Raw genomic sequence first — 17458 nt, forward strand, 5'->3', positions numbered from 1 at the left:
AGCGCCGGTTGTGTCCCGCGAAGTGAGTCGACTCATCCCGTGAGCCGCGCCGGTCGAAGGCGTCCGTTCGAGCGCCGGACCACTCGGTCCACCTCAGAACGGTTCGAGCGCCGGACCAACCGAGTCAGTATTCGGTGACTTCGACGCCGTCGTCGGTGCCGACGTAGACCGCGTCCGCGAGGCCGACGAAGATGCCGTGTTCGACCGCGCCGGGAAGCGACGCGAGGTCGGCCGCGAGCGACTCGGGGTCGGCGATAGCGCCGAACTCGCAGTCGAGGACGAGGTTCCCGTTGTCGGTGACGACGGGACCGTCCTTGCGCTCGGCGCGGCGGAGCGTCGCCTCGCCGCCGAGGTCGGAGACGCCCGCGGCGACGGTCGTCCGCGCCGACGGGAGCACCTCGATGGGGACGGGCCGCGAGAGCGTTTCCGCGGTCTTCGACGGGTCGGCGACGACGAGGAATCGGTCGGCGAAGGCGTCGACCACCTTCTCGCGGGCGTGGGCCGCGCCGCCGCCCTTGACGAGCGCACCGTCGGTCGTCGCCACCTGGTCGGCCCCGTCGATGGCGAGGTCGACCGCGTCGACTTCGTCGAGGTCGGCGAGAGGGATGCCGCACTCGCGGGCGAGTTCGCGGGACGCGAAGGAGGTCGGGACGCCCCGAACGTCGAGGCCGTCGGCGACGCGGTCGCCGATGGCGCGGATGGCGAAGGCGGTGGTGCTGCCGGTGCCGAGGCCGACGACGGTTCCGTCTTCGACCGCTTCGACCGCCGCCTCCGCAGCGCGGCGCTTCTGCGCGTCGGTTCCGCCGGTAGTCTTCATGGCTCAGCCGACTCGGCCGGCGAGTAAAAATGGTCCCGAAAGCGGCGGCGTCAGAGGCGGTCCAAGACCGCGTCCGCGTCGTAAGCCAGCGAGATGGCGCGGGTCCGGCCGCGCCCCTCGATTTCGGTGTAGCGCGCCTCGATGACGCCCAGTTGGTCCAGTTTGTTCACGAGTTCGGAGTAGCGCGTGTAGCCGAGGCCGGTCTCCTCGTTGAAGGCGTCGTACACCGCACCGGCGCGCTCGCCGTCGTACTCGGCGACGACCCGGACGAGCTCGCGTTCGGGGTCCGAAAGCCCCTGCAAACACCGCGAGAGGTGGACGTACTTCGACTTGTCGTAGGCCGCCTCCACGTCCTCCATGTCGACCGTGCGGGAGGCGCGCATCTCGGCGTGGAGACCGGCGCGCCGAAGCAGGTCGATGCCGACTCGCAGGTCGCCGCTGTCGGCGGTGAACTCCGCGACTTGGTCGAGTTCGGGCGCGCCGATGACGTCCTCGTGGAAGCCGCGTTTCGACCGACCACGGAGGATATCGACGATTTCGTCCACGTCGTAGCGGGGGAAGAACACCTCCTCGGGCCGGAAGACGCTCTGGACGCGCCCGTCGAGTTCGTCGATGACGTCGAGCGAGAGGTCCGACGAGATGATGATGACGCCGATGCGCGCGCCGGAGTGCGCCTCGTGGGCGCGGAGCAACGAGTAGAGCGTGTCGGACGCCTCGTTCTCGTAGAACAGGTAGTTCACGTCGTCGAGCGCGACGACGAGCACCTCGTCGTCCTCGACGAGGCGGTCGGTTATCTGGCCGAACAGCTTCTTGAACGAGATGCCCGACGACGGGGGTTCGTACTCGAAGATGTGCTCGAAGACGCGCGAGAACACCGCGTAGCGCGTCGAGTCGACCTGGCAGTTCACCCGGACGGTCCGGACGCCCGACTGCGTGCCCAACTCGCCGAACAGTTTCTGGACCGCAGTGGTCTTGCCCGTCCCCGGCGGCCCACGCACCATCGTGTTCAGGGGGCGAGAGCCGCGGACCGCGGGCCGGAGCGCGTACTTCAGGCTCCGCAGTTGGCTCTCGCGGTGGTTGAACGTCTCCGGAACGTGGTCGATTTCGAAGACGTGTTCGTCGCGGAACACGGTCTCGTCCCACGACAGCATCCCCTCTTCGGGGTCCTCCCTCATCGAGTGAAGTACCACGCGCGGGGGACTTAATCGTTTACCGCGGCGGCGTCCGACGGGGGGCGGACGGACGCGTTGTCTCGACGCGTCCCGAACGCGTTCAACCGCCAACCACCGGAACCCGAGTCACAATAGTTAATTTTCCAACAATGGATGCGCAGTCATGGCAACTCGCATACAACTCGCCGCGCTGCTCGTCTCGCTTGCGCTCGTCGGGGGCGGCGTGCTCGGGTTCGGTTTCGTCGCTGACGAAGACTACAGCTATCGATACGAGGGGCAACTGTCGGAGACGCCGGAGACGGTTCCCCCGCTGTACAGCGAACTCTCTCAGTCGGAACAGCGGGCCGTGGACCGCGCCCTCGCCGGCGAAGTGCTTCGGTTCGAAGACGACCCCGGAAACCTCCCGGGACTCGTCGAGCGTGACGGGAACTACTACGCGTTCGAGTTCGACGCGACCACCGACTACACCGCCCCGACGACGGTCGGCTCGCTCGTCGCCGTACTGCTCGGCGCGGTCGGCGTCGTCGCCACGGTTCGGTGGGAAGTCGCGAGCCGATACGTCACTTACTGAAGGAGCCGGACGATTCGGTAGCCGATGGCGACGAACAGAATCAGTCCGACCGCGCCGACGCCGAGGACGACCGGCGTTCCGCCGGTCTGCGAGAGCGCACTAAGCGCCGGAAGTACGAAGACGAACAGCACGAGGAACCCGCCGAACACCAGAAATAACAGGTAGACCGCGGTCCCGAGCACGTCCCAGATGGCGTTCTTCGTGGCGTGGTAGACGAGGTCGTACTGCTGTCGTTCCTCGGGGGAGAGCGAATCGGAGGGCACGGGCGAAGTTGTCGGCAAGTCAATATAAATCGTGCGTCGACGCGGGCGACCGCGTCAGTCGAACGTCGCCACAGACGGTCGCGTCAGTCGAACTTCTCCAACAGTCGCCCGTAGAAGCTGGTCTCGTTCTCGCCGGCCAGTTTCTCCACGATGAGTTCCGGGGTCGACCGCGCGAGGTGGTCCTTCACGGGCGAGCGGTTGACGACGAGTTCGCCGCCTTCCAGCCCGACCGCCTCGATACCGTCCACAGCGACCGGCACGTCCGCGGCCTCGCGGATGCCGCCGGCGAGGTGCGAGACGAACACGGCCGCCGCGCCCTGTTCCGCGAGTTCTTCGAGGATGCCGGCGATGATTTTGGCCGACGCGCCGGGTTCGGTGATGCTCTCCAGTTCGTCCACGAGGACGAGCCGGTCGGCCGCGCCGTCGGTGAGCGCGGCGAAGTCGCGGAGCGTGCTCTCGAAGGCCCCGGCGTCGAGGGTGCCCTGCGACTTGGCGTAGTAGTGGAGTTCGGAAAAACGCGAGAGCCGGACCGACTCGGCGGGCACGGGAAGCCCCATGTGCGCGAGGACGACGACGAGCCCCACGAGGTCGAGCGTCGAGGTCTTCCCACCGCTGTTGACGCCTGAGAGGAGCGTGACGCCCGACACCTCGTAGTCCACGGGGTCGACGTCCGCGAAGTCCACGTCGAGGAGGGGCGAGCGGCCGGCCTCGATGGCGAACGAGCCGGCTCCGTCGTCGCCGGCCGCGCCGGTGAACTCGGGGAAGACGCAGTCGAAGTCGCGGGCGAACCGCGAGACGGCGAGGCGCACGTCGAGTTCGAGCGCGTCGCGGACCAGCGTCTCGACGGGGTCGCGCAGGTCGCCGAGGTCGGCGGCGAGGTCGGCTTTCAGCTTCGCGGCGCGGCGGTCGCGGGCGGCCTTCAGTTCGGTCCGGAGCCGGCCGACCGCCTCCTCGTCGTGGCCGAGCGGGAACGACGGGTCCTCGGGGAAGACGCGCTCTGTCAAGTCGGCCTCGCCGGGGCGGAGCGACAGCGACTCCACGAGGTGGTCGCGGGCGGCCGAAAGCGCCTCGTCGAACTCGTCTTCGAGTTCGCGCGACAGCAGGGAATCGACGCGCGCGCCCTGCTCGACGAGCGAGAGGAAGTCGGTCCCCTCGATGGTCACGTCGCGCTCGCGAATCACGTCGCGGAGGCGGTCGTTGGCCACCGATTCGGCGGTCGAGACGGCCGTGTCGAGGTCGTCGACCGCGTTCGAGAGGCGTTCGAGTTCGTCGTCGCCGAGGACGGTCCCGTCGTCGGCCAATCGGGACAGGGCGTCGCGGAGGTCGGCGAGGTCACAGGGCGGAGAGAGTCCGGCAGCCTCGTGAACCGCGGCGGCGGCCGAAAGCGCCTCGCGGTTCGCGGCGAAGAAGGCGAGCAGTCGCTCGGGGACGACCTCGTCGGTCCGCTCGGCGGCGTCGGGGAGGACGCGCACGTCGCCGTCGACGTCGATGCCGGCGAACGACTCGTCGAGGACGACCACCGTCGAGTACGACCGCGCGAGTTCGGCGATGTCGCGGCCGTCCTCGACGACCTCGATTGAGAGTTCGGGGAACGCCTCCTTGGCGGCGGCGTAGCGCTCCGCGTCGGCGGTGGCGATACAGCGCTCGCGGACGCGACGCGGCTTCGGGTCCGCGAGGGGTTCGACGCCCGCCAGCGCCGCGAGCACGTCCGGGTCGGGGTCGAGGTCGGTCGCGTCGGCCGCGAACGTCCGGACCTCCTCGATACGCGAGGCCGACCCGGTGGGAAACAGCGTCTCCAGTCGCTTCTCGGCGTACGTCGTGACCGTCCGCGCCTGCAGGAGACCGAGCGCGTCGCGGTAGATTTCCGAGGCGCGGTCGGTGGCGAGAAAGCCGCCGGGGTCGTCGTGGTCGCGGCGAATCGCCCCGCGGGCGATGGCCGCCGCCCTGCCCTCCGTGAGCCCCGGTGCCCGCGCGAGCGCCGCCACGTCGCCGTCGGTGAGCGCTCGCTCGGCGTCGTCGAGTTCCGCGAGCGCGGCGGCGGTCTTCTCGCCGACGCCCGGGATGGTCTCGAAGTCCATTCGGCCGGACCTATCGCGGCATAGGACAAAAAGTCGCGGGGTGGTGACTCCGGGACGACGCGCCGGTCGCGCCGCCGCGGGAGCGCTCGTCTCGTCCGATTCGGGGGCGCGTGCGCCCTTCGCGGTCGTTCGCGCCGGGGACGAGGGGCTTTTGACCGTCGGCCGGGAAGGGAGGCCATGAGCGAGCGAGATACCGCGGCGAAGGCCGACGCAGTACGCGAGGCGCTCGCGGAGCGCGAGAGCGTCCTCATCGCCTTTTCGGGCGGCGTGGACTCCAGCGTGGTCGCCGCACTCGCCCACGACGCGCTCGGCGAGAACGCGGTCGCCTGCACCGCGAAAAGCGAGACCCTCCCGGACGCCGAGTTGGACGACGCGAAGCGCGTCGCCGAGGAAATCGGCATCGAACACCTGACCGTCGAGTTCTCCGAGTTGGACAACCCCGACTTCGTCGCCAACGACGACGACCGGTGTTACCACTGCCGGACAATGCGCCTCGGCCGGATGTACGAGGCCGCCCGCGACCGCGGCATCGAAGCCGTCTGCGACGGGACGAACGCCTCGGACCCCGGCGAGGGCCATCGCCCCGGCCTCCGCGCCGTCGAGGAGTTGGAGGTGCTATCGCCGCTTCTCGCCCACGACATCACGAAAGAGGAGGTCCGCGCCATCGCCGACGAGTACGACCTGTCGGTCGCCGACAAGCCCTCCATGGCCTGTCTCTCCTCGCGGATTCCGACCGGCCTCGAAGTCACCGAAGAGCGGCTCTCGCGGGTCGAACGCGCCGAGACGATTCTGCGCACGTGGGGCTTCGAGCAGTTCCGCGTCCGCGACCACGACGGCCTCGCCCGCATCGAGGTCGCGCCGGATGAACTCGACCGCGCCCTCGACGCCGACTTCGTCCGCGCCGCCCGCGACCACCTGAAGGACGCCGGCTTCGACCACGTCACGCTCGACCTCCACGGCTACCGGACGGGAAGCGTCAGCCCCGCGGCCGAGGCGGACGCCGACTCGGGCGACGACCTCCTCGTGGACGACGTGTTCGCGCAGGACTACCCGATGCGGAAGTAGCTGAGAGATAACAGTCAGAAACTCGGACCAGACCGCCGAACCGACCTACGTCGTCAGAAACCGCGTCTCGTTCTCGGCGACGACGTGGATGGGCGGTTCGTCACCGTCGTCGCTCAGTTCGACTTCGAACTCACACAGGCCACCGTTGTCGAGCGATTGCGACAGCATCGCCTCGACGATGTCGAGGCCCTTCACCTCACCGAGCGACAGCCGAATCGGCGCGCCGTGGCTGACGACGAGCACCGTCTCGTCGGCGTCGAGCGAGTCAGCGAGCCCCTCGTGGGCGTTGAGGACGCGTCGGCGGACCTCGACGAGGCTCTCACCGCTCGGCGGACGCTCGCGGGCGGCGGGCGTGCCGACCGCCGAGAGGGCGTACTGCGGGTAGCGGTCGGTGAGTTCGTCGAACTCCAGTCCCTGCAGCGAGCCCACGTCGCGCTCGCGCCACGCGGAGTCGAGGACGGGTTCGAGGCCGAGTTCGCGGGCGATGGGGCGGGCGGTCTCTTGGGCGCGTTCGATGTCGGAGGAGACGAGGCGGTCGACCTCGTAGGAGTCCGCGACGTGGCGCGCGAGGGCGTCGGCCTGCGCGCGGCCGCGCTCGGTGAGCGACACGGGGGCCCACCCCTGTACGCGCCCGGCGCGGTTCCACGTCGTCTCGCCGTGTCTGGCGAGAAGGAGGGTTGCCATACGTCCGTCTCTCTCCCCATCGGCAATGAACGTTCCGCGCGAGATTCACGGTCTCGGCGCGCCAACTGTTAGGTATGGCACACGAAATCGAGACGAGCATCGAGATAGACGCCCCACCTGAACGGGTGTGGGAAACCCTCGTCGACTTCGACCGCTACCCCGAGTGGAACCCGTTCATGCGAATCGCCGGGCGACCGAACGAGGGCGCGACGCTCACCGTCCACCTGCGGCCGCCGGGCGGCCGCGAGTCGGAGTTCGAACCCGACGTGGTCCGCTGCGAGAACCACCGCGAACTGCGTTGGCTCGGCCACCTCGTCTTCCCGGGGCTGTTCGACGGCGAACACCGGTTCCGCCTCGAACCGCTCGACGGCGGCGAGCGCACGCGCTTCGAGCACGCGGAGACGTTCTCCGGCGTCTTCGCCGGACTCCTGTTGCGGTTCGTCGGCGAGCAGACCCGGGCGGGGTTCGTCGCCATGAACGAGGGGCTGAAGACGCGCGTCGAGGGAGCGGTCGCGGCCGAGGAGCGAGAGGGTACGGAGTCCTCGAACGCGGCGTGATTCCTCGCGCTCTCCGGGATGTTCGACGCGTTACAGCGACTCGCCGCAGAAACGGCAGGTGTCCCGGGCGGCTTCCTCCAGCGAGTGGCAGTTCGGACAGGAGACGGTCTCGGTGCGGGCGGACGGGACGCCGTTCGGCGACCCCGAATGACCGGGCGTGCCGCGGCCCATCCCGGGTTCGTCGCGCCCGAGGTTGAGGTACAGCGCCAAGCCCAGAATCCCCCCGACGAACACGGAGAGACCCCAGAGGAAGGCGTTGTGCGAACTGTGTCTGGTCGCGTCGATGCCGGCCCAGACGCTCACGAGGAACCAGAGCGGGAGGGCGACCACCGACAGGGCGACGAGGTCGGCCATCGTGCGTGTTTTCTAACCATTTTGAAATAGGTCTTCTGACCGGTCAGCGTTCGGCAGAAACGGAGAGAACTGGCGGAGGAACGAGGAAGGAACGAGGAAGAAACGAGGAAGAAACGAGGAAGAAACGAAGAAGGAACGAGGAAGGAACGAAGGGCAGACCGGTGTCAGTTTCCGGTCCAACGCAAGACCGCGAGCGTCCCCTCGAACAGGACAATCATCGTGGCGCCGATGATGATGGGTGCCATCCCCGTCGGGTCGGGGCTGACGAGGAACGCGAGGCCGAGGAACGCGCCCCAAAACAGCAGACGGCGGTCTTCGAGCCACTGCCGAGTGACGAGGTTCATCATGATGGCCAGTTCCACGAACAGCGGAATCTGGAAGACGACCGCCATGTAGCCCATCAGGATGAGGATGAGGTTGAACGTCTCCTTGAGACCGAACGCGACGACGGCCGTCCCCTCGGTGTAGGAGGTGAAGTACGCGAAGATGGCCGGGAGCACCACGAAGTGCGCGAACAGGACGCCGACGAGCGCGAGGATGAGGCTCGTCGGCACGGCCGCGAGGTAGTACTTGCGCTCTTTCGGGTAGAGGCCGGGGCGCATGAACAGGTACGTCTCGTAGACGAACACGGGGAGGCCGATGACGGTGCCGGCGAGGCCGGCGACCTTCAGTTTGGTGAGGATGAGTTCGAGCGGACCGTAGAGCCGCGGCCGGCGGTCCACGATGGTGTCCGCGCCGGGGATGTGGGAGTTCCAGAGGAAGTTGATAACGTCGGTCGCGCTCGGGATGTGGATGCCGAAGGCGGCCTGCGTGTCGACGAGCGCGTTGAGGATGTCCGCGCCGGGGAAGAGCACGAGCGTAATCGCGCCGGCGACGCCGAGGACGACCGCCAACCGGCGAATCATCTCCTCGATGTGGGCGGTCAGCGGCATCTCCTGGTCGCTCTCGGGTGCCTCGCCGACGAGGCCACCAACGTCTTCGTCGTCGAAGTCGTCGCCCTCGAACTCAGGGTCGTCGAAGTCGGCGTCCTCGACGGAGACGGACGACGGAGCCACGCCGCCCACCTCGTCCTCGCCGGTCAGCGCCGGGCTCGCGCCGTCGGCCGCCGCGTCCGGTCCGGCGTCGTCGGACGACTCGTCGCTCGAATCGTCGTACGTCCCCTCGGGCACGTGCGAGGTGTGTTCGTCGTCGGCGAGGAGACGCGGTTCGTCGTCGGAGTTGTCGGCATCGTCGCTATCACCGGTACTTCCGGAAAAATCGGCATCAGCGTCGGAGTCCTCGACGCCGTCATCCGAATCGGAATCGTCCGCGTCCTCTTCGGAAGCAGAATCGTCCGCGTCCTCTTCGGGAGCCGCATCAGTGTCGGCGTCGCCGGCGTCGTCTTCCGTCTCGTCGGTATCGGCGTCGTCGGAAGCGTCGTCGGCAGACCCGTCGGTAACGGTCTCGTCTCGCGGGGTGACTCGACCGTAAACCGGACCGTCAGACGACGAAGACCCGTCGTCGTTAGACTCGTCGGACGAGCGCTGGTCGGCGTCGTCCGAGGCGTCCGTCTCGTCGTCGGCCGCAGAGAGCCCTGTGTCGCGCTCCTCGTCCGCCATTCAGGTGTCCTACGCTTCCGGCCAGTTATAGGTCTTTTCGCATCGCGCCGAGGAGGTGCGTCGAGGGAGCCGAAATCACGCCCGCGGTGAAAAAGATTGATAACCGCCAGACTGCTTTCGCCACGTACGTATGTCCAGCGCCCTCGACGAGGACACCCAACAGACCATCGCGGCGGGCCGCGAGACCGCCGGTGCGATGCTCCGAGCGGCGCAAAAAGACCTCCAGAAGGTCTTCATCGTCTTCCTCGTCGGGTTCCTCGGAACGTTCTACGCGCTCCGACTCTACGTCTGGGAGTTCTTCCGGGGCGTGACCAAGGCACAGATGGACGCCAGCATCGCCGGCAACGTCAGCATCATCGCCCAGACGCCGTTCGACGTGATTCTCCTGCAGGCGAAAATCGGTCTCGTCGTGGGTGTTCTCTTCGCGCTCCCGCCGTTCATCTACGTCTCGCGGGACGCGCTGAAAGCCCGGGGCGCGTGGCCGAAATCGCCCGTCGCGCCGTGGAAACTCGCGCTCATCGCGCTGACGATGGTCGTGCTGTTCGCCGCGGGCGTCGCCTACGGCTACTTCGTCTTCTTCCCGTTCACGTTCGCGTTCCTCGCGCAGAACGCGCTGTCGGCCGGCTTCACGCCGAGTTACTCCATCGTGAAGTGGGCGCAGTTTATCTTCCTGCTCACGCTCTCGTTCGGCCTCGCGAGCCAGCTTCCGCTCGCGATGACCGCGCTCTCCTACGCCGAAATCGTCCCCTACGAACTGTTCCGCGACAAGTGGCGGCACGCCGTCGTCGGCATCTTCGCGTTCGGCGCGCTGTTCACCCCGCCGGACCCGTTCACCCAAATCATGTGGGCGGTACCCGTCATCACGCTGTACGCCTTCAGCCTCTATCTCGCCCGCGTGGTCGTCACGGCCAAACGCGGCAGCGAGAAGATGGACGTCAAGGCGACGGCGACTCACCACTGGAACCTCCTCGCGGGCGTCGGCGTCGTCGGCGGCCTCCTCGTCTACGCCTTCTACGAGTACGGCGGCGTCGGTCTCGTCAACGACGGACTCGCCGCGGTCGGAAGCGACTACGTGTTCCTCGACCCCGGTTCGGGGCTCGTGCTGGGCGCGTTCGTCGTCGCCGGCGGCGTCGTCGGCCTGGCGTTCGGCCTCGCCTACCTCGTCTACCGCGACATCGAGCGGCTCGAACGGACCGAAGTCGGCGTCGGCGACCCCTCGAAGCTCGACCTCTCCGCGCTCGACGTGGCGGGCGTCCGCGCCGCGCCGCCCGAGGTCTTCGCCGACCGCGACGAAGACGAGATTATGAGCCTCGCGTCAGCCGCCATCGACGACGGCGACAAGGCCAAAGCGCAGGCCCTCATCGACCGGTTCGACGAGGCCGAAGCGGACCGCGAAGCCGAGGCGGCCGCGGCCGAAGACGAACCGGGCGAACTCGAAGACCGGACGACCCGCGCGGGCGGCGCGTTCTTCTCCGAACTGACCGGAGGCGAGACCGACGAGGACGACATCGGCGGCTACTACACCGACATCGCGTTCATCGTCGACTCCGTCACCTCGCGGGCGTTCTGGGTCGTCGGCTGGTTCATGCTCGTCCTCGCGTCGACGTTCGGCTGGCTCTACACGGGCGGCATCAGGGACGTCTACGAGGACTTCCTCGGCCGACTACCCGCCGCGGTGACGCCGGAAGAAGTCCTCAACGTCGTCGCGCTCCACCCGATGGAGGCGCTCATCTTCGAGGTGAAGTTCTCGACGATTCTGGCCGTGCTGGCGACCCTGCCGCTCGTCGCGTACTTCGCGTGGCCCGCGCTCCGGGAACGCAACATCATCCGCAAGCGCCGTCGGACCGTCTTCCTGTGGACCGGCGCGCTCGTCGGCGGCCTCCTCGGCGGCTTCGCGCTCGGCTACAGCTACGTCGCGCCGACGGTCATCACGTTCCTCGTCGAGGACGCCATCGCGGCGAACATGATAATCTCCTACCGCATCACCAACTTCTTCTGGCTCATCTTCTTCACCACCGCGGGTATCGGCCTCCTCGCCGACATCCCCATCCTGATGGTGCTTCTCAACACCGCCGGCATCAGCTACCGCATGATGCGGAAGCGCTGGCGCGAGGTCACGGTGTTCATCCTCGCCATCTCGGCGGTGTTCACCCCCGCGAGCATCACGACGATGTTCATGGTAACGCTCCCGCTGATGGCCGCCTACGGCGTCGGTCTCGGCATCCTGTTCGTGCTGACGGTCGGCGGCCGGCGCGATCTCTCGCCCGCCCGCGGCGCAGCGGAGTGAAGACCGGTACCACAGCGACCGGCGCGCCGACTCGCCGACCCGAAAAACGCGCCAAATATCGCCGTTGAGACCGTTGAAAAGGCGTTAAGTATTCTCGTGAGAATCGCAGAGTATGGCCAAGATAAGCGTCGAGATTCCCGACGAACTGCTCGCGGACTTGGACGAGCACGTCGGCGACGACAAGAAGTTCGTGAACCGGAGCGATGCGGTTCGGGCGTCCATCCGGAAGACGCTCGACATCCTCGACGAGATAGACGACCGACACAATCGCCTCGTCGAAGATGAGTGAGGGGCGGTCGGCCGTCGGGCAAGTCGCGCTCGTCGGCCTGTTCGTCACCGCGCTGACGACGGCGCAGTTGACGGCGTCGAAACTGCTCGCGATTCCCCTGCCGGCCGCAATCGGCGAACTCCCGTACGTCGGCGCGGCCATCCTGATGCCGGGGGCAGCGCTGGCGTACGCGCTCACCTTCTTCGCGTCCGACTGCTACTCCGAACTGTACGGTCGCCGGGCGGCGCAGGTCATGGTGAACGTCGGCTTCGTCATGAACTTCGTCCTCCTCGGACTCGTCTGGAGCACCATCGCCGCGCCCGCCGCGAACCCCGAGTTCGCCGGGCAGTTCGCCACGGTGCTGTCGTCGGGGACGAACGTCGTCGCCGGGAGCCTGCTGGCATACCTCGTGAGCCAGAACTGGGACGTCGTCGTCTTCCACGGCATCCGCGACATGACCGACGGCGCGTTCCTCTGGCTCCGCAACATCGTCTCGACGGCGACGAGTCAGGCCATCGACACGGTCATCTTCGTCGGCGTCGCGTTCTACGTCGCGCCGACGGTCCTCGGCATCGGCGACGTGCTTCCGTGGAACGTTCTCGTCGGCCTCGCCGTCGGTCAGTACCTCCTGAAACTCCTCATCGCAGTCGTGGACACCCCGTTCGTCTACGGGACCGTCGCACTCCTGCGCGACGACGACGAGTCCGCGGCCGACGGCTGGGTCGCGGACTGAGGCGTTCTCGGGACGACGGACGGCTTATCTCTTTTGGTAGCATACCACACGACGTATGGCCGACGAGCACCGCCACAGGCTCACCGAGCGGGACGGGATGGAGATGGGGGTTCGCTGTCCGAACTGCGGGACGTACACGTCGTTCGGCGACATCCTCGCCACCGGAGCCTGCCGCGGCGGCTGGAAGGGATGCCGGACGGGCCTCCGGCTCGACCTCGTGGTGTACGACTGAGAAAGACGGCGGGGCGACGAGACGCTGGGACGCGGGGCCGGCGAGAGCGATAGCGCGCGCTCAGGCCGCCGCGTCAGTGTCCGACGGGTCGTTCAGGTAGAGGTACGCCGCCGCGACGGCGAAAACGGTCTCGCCGCCCTTCGAGAGAATCGCCATGTCGCTGACCCGCCCGCTCATGGCGACCCAGGCGACGATTTGGGCGAGTGCGAACGCGATGGCGACGAGGTAGAATTCGCGCCGCCAGAACTTACTCAGGTAGACGGCGGTGCCCGCGAGGAAGCCGACGCCCGCGAGGACGAACAGCACCGCCTGCGTCTGGTCGAACTGGAGCAACATCGGGGCCATCGATAGGTGGACGTACGTCGAGGCCAGCGCCCCGACGAGAGCGACGTACGGGGCGATACCCGACGGGAGGCCGGTGAACAGCGGTCGCGACTCGGCGGTCGTGGTGTCTGCTGACATGGGGGACTCACGAATAGAATTGTGTCAATGGATAATAATTTTTGCCCGAAGTGAGGCACAAATCGGACGGAACACGCGGAGCCGTCGATGCGGGGGCGCGCAGGCGCGATGAGCGTGAAATCGGCGCGCTCAGTCGTCTATCGGCTCGGCGAAGGCGAACCGCGGCTTCACGTCGGTGACGCGGACCGTCGGGGTGTCGCCCGCCTCCGTCCCGGAGACGAAGAGCGTGAAGTCCTCGACCTTGGCGATGCCGTCGCCCTCGCTGCCCACGTCGACGATTTCGACCTCGAGCTCGTCGCCCTTGCGGACCGGGGCGGTGAGGAAGTGCTTGCCGACGAGGTACTGCTCTGAGGAGCTGTCGCGGGAGGCGTCGGGCCGCATCGACCGGACGTACTGGAACTCCCGTTCCATGTCGGCGCGGAGGTCCGCGACGTCCGGGCCGTCGAACACCTTCACGGCGAGGTCGCCGCCGGTCGCCAGCAGTTCCTGTGCGACCTCGAACGCCTGCCGGGCGAGGTAGACGGAGCGAGCGTGGTCCAGCGAGTACTCGCCGGTCATGTTCGGCGCCATGTCGGAGACGACGGCGTCGGCCCCGCGCTCGCCGATGACGGCCGTCAGCTCCTCTTTCGTCTCGTCTTCGGTCATGTCGCCGCGAATCGTCTGAACGTTGTCGCGGTCGATGCCGCGGATTCGCTGGAGGTCGACGCCGACGACCTTGCCGTGGTCGCCGACCGCCTCGGAGGCGACCTGCAGCCACCCGCCCGGGGCGGCACCGAGGTCGACGACGGTGTTACCGGGGCCGAACAGCCCCGCGTCCCCGTCGAGTTGTTTCAGCTTGTAGGCCGAGCGGGCGCGGTAGCCCTCCTGTTTGGCCTTGTTGTAGTAGTGGTCCTTGCGCGCCATGGTCTTGACAGCAGTAGCGTATCAGGCCGTATACCGGCTTCGGCTTGCGCCGTGAAGCGTGCGGAACAGTCCCACATGCGGCGGCGTCGGCGTCGAGGCGGTCGGGCTCAGTCGTCGCCGACGAGTTCGTCGAACAGCGCCGCAACGCGCCCCTCGATGTCGTCGCGAATCGCCCGGACCGCGTCGAGGTCCCGCCCGTCGGGGTCGTCGAGGGCCCAGTCGCGGGCGTCGCCGCGCCACGTCATCGGACAGATACCCTCGGCCGAACAGCCCATCGTGACGACGATGTCGACGCGCATAATCTCGTCCTGCTCGATTGCGCGGGGCGTCTCGTCGGCGAGGTCGAACCCCCGCTCGCCCATGACCTCGACGACCTCGTCGTGGACGTGGTCGGCGGGGTCGGTGCCACCGGTGACGACCTCGATTCGGTCGCCGACGCCGCGCTCGTCGCGCTCCCGGCGGGCGAAGGCCGTCGCCATCTGGCTCCGGCCGGCGTTCTGGACGCAGACGAAGGCGACGCGGGTGGAAGTCGCGTCGGCGTCGGCGGCGTCGCTCATCTCTCGGCACCTCGTCGGCGGGCGGCTGTCTTCGTCTCGTCGTTCGCCATAGCCGGGAGTTACACAATCAGCTATTTGAGTGCTTTGAAGCCCGATACTCCAGAAATCGGTCGATTAGCTGCATAGCCGAACAGTGACAACAACACACATGGGGAGTCGACGGGAGCGATGGGGCACTCGCGGGAGCGCGCACGCGGGAGAGCGTGCGAACATCATATTGCGGTGAGTCCAAATCAGGAGTATTTTTAAGACCGCTGTCGTACGACGGCACATATGTTCAAGGCCATCGTGAGCGCCGCGACGCTCCGGGACGCGCTCGACTCCGTGAGCGTCCTCGTCGACGAGTGTAAGATTCGACTCAACGAGGAGAGTCTCTCCATCCGCGCCGTCGACCCCGCGAACGTCGGCATGGTGGACCTCACGCTCGACGCGGCGGCGTTCGAATCCTACGAAGCCGACGGCGGCGTCATCGGCGTCAACCTCTCTCGCCTCGAAGAGGTCGCCGGGATGGCGGGCTCGGGCGACCTCATCCACCTCACGCTCGACGAGGAGACGCGCAAGCTCAACATCCGCATCGACGGGCTGTCGTACACGCTCGCGCTCATCGACCCCGACTCGATTCGCCAGGAACCCGACATCCCGGACCTCGACCTCGCCGCGGACATCGTCCTCGAAGGGACGCACCTCGACCGCGGTATCAAGGCGGCCGACATGGTCTCCGACCACATCCGCCTCCGCGTCGACGCCGCGGAAGAGACGTTCCACATCGAGGCAGAAGGCGACACCGACGACGTGGATCTGTCGCTTCCCCCGGCGGACCTCATCAGCATCGAGGCCGGCGCGGCCGACTCACTGTTCTCGCTGGACTACCTGAAGGACATGAACAAGGCGATTCCGACCGACGCCGAGGTCACCGTCGAACTCGGCGAGGAGTTCCCGGTCAAGCTTCACTACCAGATTGCAGAAGGGATGGGCACCATCACGTACATGCTCGCCCCGCGCATCCAGAGCGACTGAGCGGACGTTTCGGCCACCGCGTCGTTCACCGACCACCCGAGCCGTCCCACTCGTTTCTGTCGATTCTCACCCGCCAGCGGCGGCGTCGTCCGCCTCGTCACGACACCAGTACGGCAGTCGAACCGTCGCCGTCGTGCCGGTGTCGCCGCGGCCCGCTGACTCGTCGGTCGCGTCTCCGGCTCCGCCGTCCGTCTCGTCTCGCCCGCCCCGAACGTCGAAAGTGAGGTCGCCGCCGAGCGCGTCGACCGTCCACCGGACCGCCCAGAGACCGAGGCCGCTGCCGTGTTGGAGCGGCGACTCGCCGCCGGTCTCGACCACGGAGCGCTCGTAGTCGGGGACGCCCGGGCCGTCGTCTTCGACGACGAGGACGAGGTCGGCGTCGGCGGCCCGGATCGACACGGAGACGGTCGGGTCGTCGCCGCCGTGTTCGAGCGCGTTCTCGACGAGTTCGCGGACGAGGAGCTTCGCCGCCGATTCGCTCCCGGAGACCGGCAGCGACTCGGGGGCGTCCACGTCGACCGAGCCGGCGTCGAACTCCGCGCGGACCTCGGCGACGCAGGTTCGGACCGTCGCGGCGACGTCGAAGCGGCTGCCGCCGTCGATGCCGGCCATGACCCGCTCGACGGTCCGGGCTTTCTCGCCGAGCGAGAGGAGCTTGTTCGACCGCGCTCGTATCGTGTCGGTGGGGTCGCGCTGGTCCGCCGGGAGCCGCTCTGCGAGCATGTCGGCGTAGCCGATGACGACCGTCATGTCGTTTCTGAGGTTGTGCCGGAGGACGCGGTTGAGGACTTCGAGGCGCTGGCGGCGGCGGACCCGCCCCGTCACGTCGGAGACGGTGACGGTCCGGCCGAGCCGGCGGCCGTGCTGGTCCGTCACCGGCGAGAGCGTCACCTCGTAGGTCCGGCGGCGGCGGTCGACCGTCACGTCCACGAGCTGTCGGTCCTCGTCGAGGTCGACGCCCGGAAGCACCGACGACAGCGGGTCGAACGCCGACGCCGGGTCGAGGTCGAGGAGCGACGAGGCGGTCTCGTTGGCGTCGACCACGCGGTGCTCGCGGTCGAGGACGAGAATGCCGACGGCCACGTCGTCGATGGCGGCGCGACGGCCGAGCCGACCGGTCGCCGGCGAGAGCCCGAACAGCTGGAACCGGTAGAGCGCGTGGCCGAACGTCGCGCCCGTCACCGCGAGGGCGATGGGCGTGAAGTTCACCATCTGAAGCGGGCCGATGCCGAAGGTGTGGGCGACGTGGGCGACCGTCGGCGCGGTCGAGCCGATGGCGAGGGTGACCGCCTGCTCGCGGTAGTGCGAGAGCCGTTCGACCAGCATCTCGATGATGAGGACGAGCCCGGAGCCGATGATGACGTAGCCGTACACCGCGTGGAGGTAGTACCAGAGGTTCGGGTCGAACCGCACCGTGGCCGCGCCGAACACCGGGTCGATGTGGTAGTTCGTCCACAGCAGGCCGTGACTCGGATTCGTCGCGAGCGCGACGACGGTGATAGCCGGGAACACGAGGAGGCCGGCGATGAGCCGCCGCGAGAGGAGTTCACCGCGGCCGGTGTACGAAAGTGAGAAGGCGAACCACGCGGGCGCGATGACGGCCTGTGCGACGTCGATGGGGAGTTGGAACCAAAACCGCAGCGCGGGGTCGAACACCGTGAGCGCGACGCCGTAGGAACCGGCCCAGAGCGCCGCCGAAAACAGGAGGACCGACAGCGACTTCGAACCGGGTTCGGTGCCCTCGCGCCAGGCGACGGCCGCGATGGAGACGGAGACGAGCGCCGCGACGAGGCAGAGGACGACCAGCGGCGAGACGGCGGCGACCGAAGGCACGGATAAA

At 67.9% G+C, this 17458-nt stretch carries 19 protein-coding genes; 8 read left to right on the forward strand and 11 right to left on the reverse strand.

The window, feature by feature from the left end; translation table 11 throughout:
- Window positions 1-124 precede the first annotated feature (124 nt).
- Together rpiA and C5B91_RS13400 are read right to left on the reverse strand one after the other, a co-directional pair.
- Window positions 125-817: a ribose-5-phosphate isomerase RpiA gene (gene rpiA, locus C5B91_RS13395; RefSeq protein ID WP_049967957.1), complete on the reverse strand. Its 693-nt coding sequence runs from the start codon at window positions 815-817 to the stop codon at window positions 125-127.
- Between the two features lie 50 nt (window positions 818-867).
- On the reverse strand, window positions 868-1992 hold the full coding sequence (locus C5B91_RS13400) for an ORC1-type DNA replication protein (protein WP_004973842.1): 1125 nt from the start codon (window positions 1990-1992) through the stop codon (window positions 868-870).
- A 160-nt stretch (window positions 1993-2152) separates the two neighbouring features.
- Here C5B91_RS13400 and C5B91_RS13405 point away from each other — a divergent pair, with 160 nt between their 5' ends.
- Window positions 2153-2560: a hypothetical protein gene (locus C5B91_RS13405; RefSeq protein WP_115819839.1), complete on the forward strand. Its 408-nt coding sequence runs from the start codon at window positions 2153-2155 to the stop codon at window positions 2558-2560.
- Here C5B91_RS13405 and C5B91_RS13410 read toward each other — a convergent pair.
- Together C5B91_RS13410 and C5B91_RS13415 are read right to left on the reverse strand one after the other, a co-directional pair.
- Complete coding sequence (locus tag C5B91_RS13410) at window positions 2554-2823, reverse strand: hypothetical protein (protein ID WP_008091260.1); 270 nt, start codon at window positions 2821-2823, stop codon at window positions 2554-2556. The two genes, C5B91_RS13405 and C5B91_RS13410, sit on opposite strands and share 7 nt — an antisense overlap.
- 83 nt (window positions 2824-2906) lie before the next feature.
- Complete coding sequence (locus C5B91_RS13415; protein WP_115819840.1) at window positions 2907-4901, reverse strand: endonuclease MutS2; 1995 nt, start codon at window positions 4899-4901, stop codon at window positions 2907-2909.
- 177 nt (window positions 4902-5078) lie between these two features.
- On the opposite strand from C5B91_RS13415, the gene larE reads away from it, so the two are divergent.
- A complete protein-coding gene (gene larE, locus C5B91_RS13420) occupies window positions 5079-5966 on the forward strand; it encodes an ATP-dependent sacrificial sulfur transferase LarE (RefSeq protein WP_008091255.1) in 888 nt (295 codons plus the stop codon).
- Between the two features lie 45 nt (window positions 5967-6011).
- Here larE and C5B91_RS13425 read toward each other — a convergent pair whose 3' ends face one another.
- The gene (locus C5B91_RS13425; protein ID WP_008091253.1) at window positions 6012-6650 is read right to left on the reverse strand and encodes a histidine phosphatase family protein; all 639 of its coding nucleotides are present in this window, start codon (window positions 6648-6650) and stop codon (window positions 6012-6014) included.
- Between the two features lie 74 nt (window positions 6651-6724).
- Between C5B91_RS13425 and C5B91_RS13430 the strand changes: the two genes are divergently transcribed.
- On the forward strand, window positions 6725-7207 hold the full coding sequence (locus tag C5B91_RS13430; RefSeq protein ID WP_008091251.1) for an SRPBCC domain-containing protein: 483 nt from the start codon (window positions 6725-6727) through the stop codon (window positions 7205-7207).
- 30 nt (window positions 7208-7237) lie between these two features.
- Here C5B91_RS13430 and C5B91_RS13435 read toward each other — a convergent pair whose 3' ends face one another.
- Together C5B91_RS13435 and C5B91_RS13440 are read right to left on the reverse strand one after the other, a co-directional pair.
- Window positions 7238-7561 carry a hypothetical protein gene (locus C5B91_RS13435; protein ID WP_115819841.1) on the reverse strand — a complete coding sequence of 108 codons (324 nt, stop codon included), beginning with the start codon at window positions 7559-7561 and terminating at the stop codon, window positions 7238-7240.
- Window positions 7562-7725: 164 nt separating this feature from the next.
- A complete protein-coding gene (locus tag C5B91_RS13440; RefSeq protein WP_115819842.1) occupies window positions 7726-9159 on the reverse strand; it encodes a twin-arginine translocase subunit TatC in 1434 nt (477 codons plus the stop codon).
- Window positions 9160-9289: 130 nt separating this feature from the next.
- On the opposite strand from C5B91_RS13440, the gene C5B91_RS13445 reads away from it, so the two are divergent.
- From C5B91_RS13445 to C5B91_RS22475, 4 genes are all read left to right on the forward strand, one after another.
- Window positions 9290-11446 carry a twin-arginine translocase subunit TatC gene (locus tag C5B91_RS13445; RefSeq protein WP_115819843.1) on the forward strand — a complete coding sequence of 719 codons (2157 nt, stop codon included), beginning with the start codon at window positions 9290-9292 and terminating at the stop codon, window positions 11444-11446.
- A 112-nt stretch (window positions 11447-11558) separates the two neighbouring features.
- On the forward strand, window positions 11559-11735 hold the full coding sequence (locus C5B91_RS13450) for a ribbon-helix-helix domain-containing protein (RefSeq protein ID WP_004045298.1): 177 nt from the start codon (window positions 11559-11561) through the stop codon (window positions 11733-11735).
- Complete coding sequence (locus C5B91_RS13455) at window positions 11728-12447, forward strand: queuosine precursor transporter (protein WP_049967953.1); 720 nt, start codon at window positions 11728-11730, stop codon at window positions 12445-12447. Before C5B91_RS13450 ends, C5B91_RS13455 begins: the two co-directional genes overlap by 8 nt.
- Window positions 12448-12502: 55 nt before the next feature.
- The gene (locus C5B91_RS22475) at window positions 12503-12679 is read left to right on the forward strand and encodes a hypothetical protein (RefSeq protein WP_004968931.1); all 177 of its coding nucleotides are present in this window, start codon (window positions 12503-12505) and stop codon (window positions 12677-12679) included.
- Between the two features lie 60 nt (window positions 12680-12739).
- Here C5B91_RS22475 and C5B91_RS13460 read toward each other — a convergent pair whose 3' ends face one another.
- The 3 genes from C5B91_RS13460 to C5B91_RS13470 form a co-directional block, all read right to left on the reverse strand.
- Window positions 12740-13141 carry a hypothetical protein gene (locus C5B91_RS13460; RefSeq protein WP_008091238.1) on the reverse strand — a complete coding sequence of 134 codons (402 nt, stop codon included), beginning with the start codon at window positions 13139-13141 and terminating at the stop codon, window positions 12740-12742.
- Window positions 13142-13270: 129 nt separating this feature from the next.
- A complete protein-coding gene (locus C5B91_RS13465; RefSeq protein ID WP_049967952.1) occupies window positions 13271-14044 on the reverse strand; it encodes a 23S rRNA (uridine(2552)-2'-O)-methyltransferase in 774 nt (257 codons plus the stop codon).
- Window positions 14045-14151: 107 nt separating this feature from the next.
- A complete protein-coding gene (locus C5B91_RS13470) occupies window positions 14152-14601 on the reverse strand; it encodes a low molecular weight phosphatase family protein (RefSeq protein ID WP_008091236.1) in 450 nt (149 codons plus the stop codon).
- Between the two features lie 273 nt (window positions 14602-14874).
- Here C5B91_RS13470 and C5B91_RS13475 point away from each other — a divergent pair, with 273 nt between their 5' ends.
- Window positions 14875-15618 carry a DNA polymerase sliding clamp gene (locus tag C5B91_RS13475; RefSeq protein ID WP_008091235.1) on the forward strand — a complete coding sequence of 248 codons (744 nt, stop codon included), beginning with the start codon at window positions 14875-14877 and terminating at the stop codon, window positions 15616-15618.
- Window positions 15619-15684: 66 nt separating this feature from the next.
- On the opposite strand, the gene C5B91_RS13480 is transcribed toward C5B91_RS13475, so the two are convergent.
- Complete coding sequence (locus C5B91_RS13480) at window positions 15685-17451, reverse strand: histidine kinase N-terminal 7TM domain-containing protein (protein WP_008091234.1); 1767 nt, start codon at window positions 17449-17451, stop codon at window positions 15685-15687.
- Window positions 17452-17458 lie beyond the last annotated feature (7 nt).

This window comes from Haloferax sp. Atlit-10N, assembly GCF_003586325.1.
Taxonomy (GTDB): domain Archaea; phylum Halobacteriota; class Halobacteria; order Halobacteriales; family Haloferacaceae; genus Haloferax; species Haloferax prahovense.